The 3,206-nt window shown below is 56.7% G+C and carries 1 rRNA gene; it reads right to left on the minus strand.

Annotated elements, in window-relative coordinates:
• Window positions 1-22 precede the first annotated feature (22 nt).
• Window positions 23-3,145, minus strand: a 23S ribosomal RNA gene (locus ACIRPU_RS44320).
• Window positions 3,146-3,206: the final 61 nt, after the last annotated feature.

A 3,206-nucleotide genomic window follows, 5' to 3' on the forward strand; every position in this document is an offset into this window, starting at 1 on the left:
AACACAGTGGACGCGAGCAACTGAGGACAAGCCCTCGGCCTATTAGTACCAGTCAGCTTCACCCATTACTGGGCTTCCACATCCGGCCTATCAACCCAGTCGTCTACTGGGAGCCTTAACCCCTCAAGGGGGTGGGAATACTCATCTCGAAGCAGGCTTCCCGCTTAGATGCTTTCAGCGGTTATCCCTCCCGAACGTAGCCAACCAGCCATGCCCTTGGCAGAACAACTGGCACACCAGAGGTTCGTCCGTCCCGGTCCTCTCGTACTAGGGACAGCCCTTCTCAATATTCCTGCGCGCGCAGCGGATAGGGACCGAACTGTCTCACGACGTTCTAAACCCAGCTCGCGTACCGCTTTAATGGGCGAACAGCCCAACCCTTGGGACCGACTCCAGCCCCAGGATGCGACGAGCCGACATCGAGGTGCCAAACCATCCCGTCGATATGGACTCTTGGGGAAGATCAGCCTGTTATCCCCGGGGTACCTTTTATCCGTTGAGCGACGGCGCTTCCACAAGCCACCGCCGGATCACTAGTCCCGACTTTCGTCCCTGCTCGACCCGTCGGTCTCACAGTCAAGCTCCCTTGTGCACTTACACTCAACACCTGATTGCCAACCAGGCTGAGGGAACCTTTGGGCGCCTCCGTTACTCTTTAGGAGGCAACCGCCCCAGTTAAACTACCCATCAGACACTGTCCCTGATCCGGATCACGGACCCAGGTTAGACATCCAGCACGACCAGAGTGGTATTTCAACGACGACTCACCGTGAACTGGCGTCCACGTTTCAAAGTCTCCCACCTATCCTACACAAGCCGAACCGAACACCAATATCAAACTGTAGTAAAGGTCCCGGGGTCTTTCCGTCCTGCTGCGCGAAACGAGCATCTTTACTCGTAGTGCAATTTCACCGGGCCTATGGTTGAGACAGTCGAGAAGTCGTTACGCCATTCGTGCAGGTCGGAACTTACCCGACAAGGAATTTCGCTACCTTAGGATGGTTATAGTTACCACCGCCGTTTACTGGCGCTTAAGTTCTCAGCTTCGCCACTCCGAAGAGTGACTAACCGGTCCCCTTAACGTTCCAGCACCGGGCAGGCGTCAGTCCGTATACATCGCCTTACGGCTTCGCACGGACCTGTGTTTTTAGTAAACAGTCGCTTCTCGCTGGTCTCTGCGGCCACACCCAGCTCATGGAGTAAATCCAATCACCGGACATGGCCCCCCTTCTCCCGAAGTTACGGGGGCATTTTGCCGAGTTCCTTAACCATAGTTCACCCGAACGCCTCGGTATTCTCTACCTGACCACCTGAGTCGGTTTAGGGTACGGGCCGCCATGAAACTCGCTAGAGGCTTTTCTCGACAGCATAGGATCATCCACTTCGCCACAATCGGCTCGGCATCAGGTCTCAGGCTGTATGAACGGCGGATTTGCCTACCGTTCGCCCTACACCCTTACCCCGGGACAACCACCGCCCGGGATGGACTACCTTCCTGCGTCACCCCATCACTCACCTACTGCAAGTCTGGTTCGTCGGCTCCACCACTTTCCTTTCCCCGAAGGGTCCGGAACGGCTTCACGGACTTAGCATCGCCTGGTTCGATGTTTGACGCTTCACAGCGGGTACCGGAATATCAACCGGTTATCCATCGACTACGCCTGTCGGCCTCGCCTTAGGTCCCGACTTACCCTGGGCAGATCAGCTTGACCCAGGAACCCTTAGTCAATCGGCGCACACGTTTCTCACGTGTGTATCGCTACTCATGCCTGCATTCTCACTCGTGAACCGTCCACAACTACCTTCCGGTGCTGCTTCACCCGGCACACGACGCTCCCCTACCCATCCATACAGGCGTTGGCCCTATTGTATGAATGACACGACTTCGGCGGTACGCTTGAGCCCCGCTACATTGTCGGCGCGGAATCACTAGACCAGTGAGCTATTACGCACTCTTTCAAGGGTGGCTGCTTCTAAGCCAACCTCCTGGTTGTCTGTGCGACTCCACATCCTTTCCCACTTAGCGTACGCTTAGGGGCCTTAGTCGATGCTCTGGGCTGTTTCCCTCTCGACCATGGAGCTTATCCCCCACAGTCTCACTGCCGCGCTCTCACTTACCGGCATTCGGAGTTTGGCTAAGGTCAGTAACCCGGTAGGGCCCATCGCCTATCCAGTGCTCTACCTCCGGCAAGAAACACACGACGCTGCACCTAAATGCATTTCGGGGAGAACCAGCTATCACGGAGTTTGATTGGCCTTTCACCCCTAACCACAGGTCATCCCCCAGGTTTTCAACCCTGGTGGGTTCGGTCCTCCACGAAGTCTTACCTCCGCTTCAACCTGCCCATGGCTAGATCACTCCGCTTCGGGTCTTGAGCGTGCTACTGAAACGCCCTGTTCGGACTCGCTTTCGCTACGGCTGCCCCACTCGGGTTAACCTCGCAACACACCGCAAACTCGCAGGCTCATTCTTCAAAAGGCACGCAGTCACGACGCACCGAGTAAACTCGATGCGCGACGCTCCCACGGCTTGTAGGCACACGGTTTCAGGTACTATTTCACTCCGCTCCCGCGGTACTTTTCACCATTCCCTCACGGTACTATCCGCTATCGGTCACCAGGGAATATTTAGGCTTAGCGGGTGGTCCCGCCAGATTCACACGGGATTTCTCGGGCCCCGTGCTACTTGGGTGTCTCTCAAACGAGCCGTTGACGTTTCGACTACGGGGGTCTTACCCTCTACGCCGGACCTTTCGCATGTCCTTCGCCTACATCAACGGTTTCTGACTCGTCTCACAGCCGGCAGACTGTGAAAGAGAGATCCCACAACCCCGTACACGCAACCCCTGCCGGGTCTCACACGTATACGGTTTGGCCTCATCCGGTTTCGCTCGCCACTACTCCCGGAATCACGGTTGTTTTCTCTTCCTGCGGGTACTGAGATGTTTCACTTCCCCGCGTTCCCTCCACACTGCCTATGTGTTCAGCAGCGGGTGACAGCCCATGACGACTGCCGGGTTTCCCCATTCGGAAACCCCCGGATCAAAGCCTGGTTGACGACTCCCCGGGGACTATCGTGGCCTCCCACGTCCTTCATCGGTTCCTGGTGCCAAGGCATCCACCGTGCGCCCTTAAAAACTTGGCCACAGATGCTCGCGTCCACTGTGCAGTTCTCAAACAACGACCAGCCACCCATCACCCCGAAC

Source organism: Streptomyces sp. NPDC102259, from assembly GCF_044766465.1.
Taxonomy (GTDB): Bacteria; Actinomycetota; Actinomycetes; order Streptomycetales; family Streptomycetaceae; genus Streptomyces.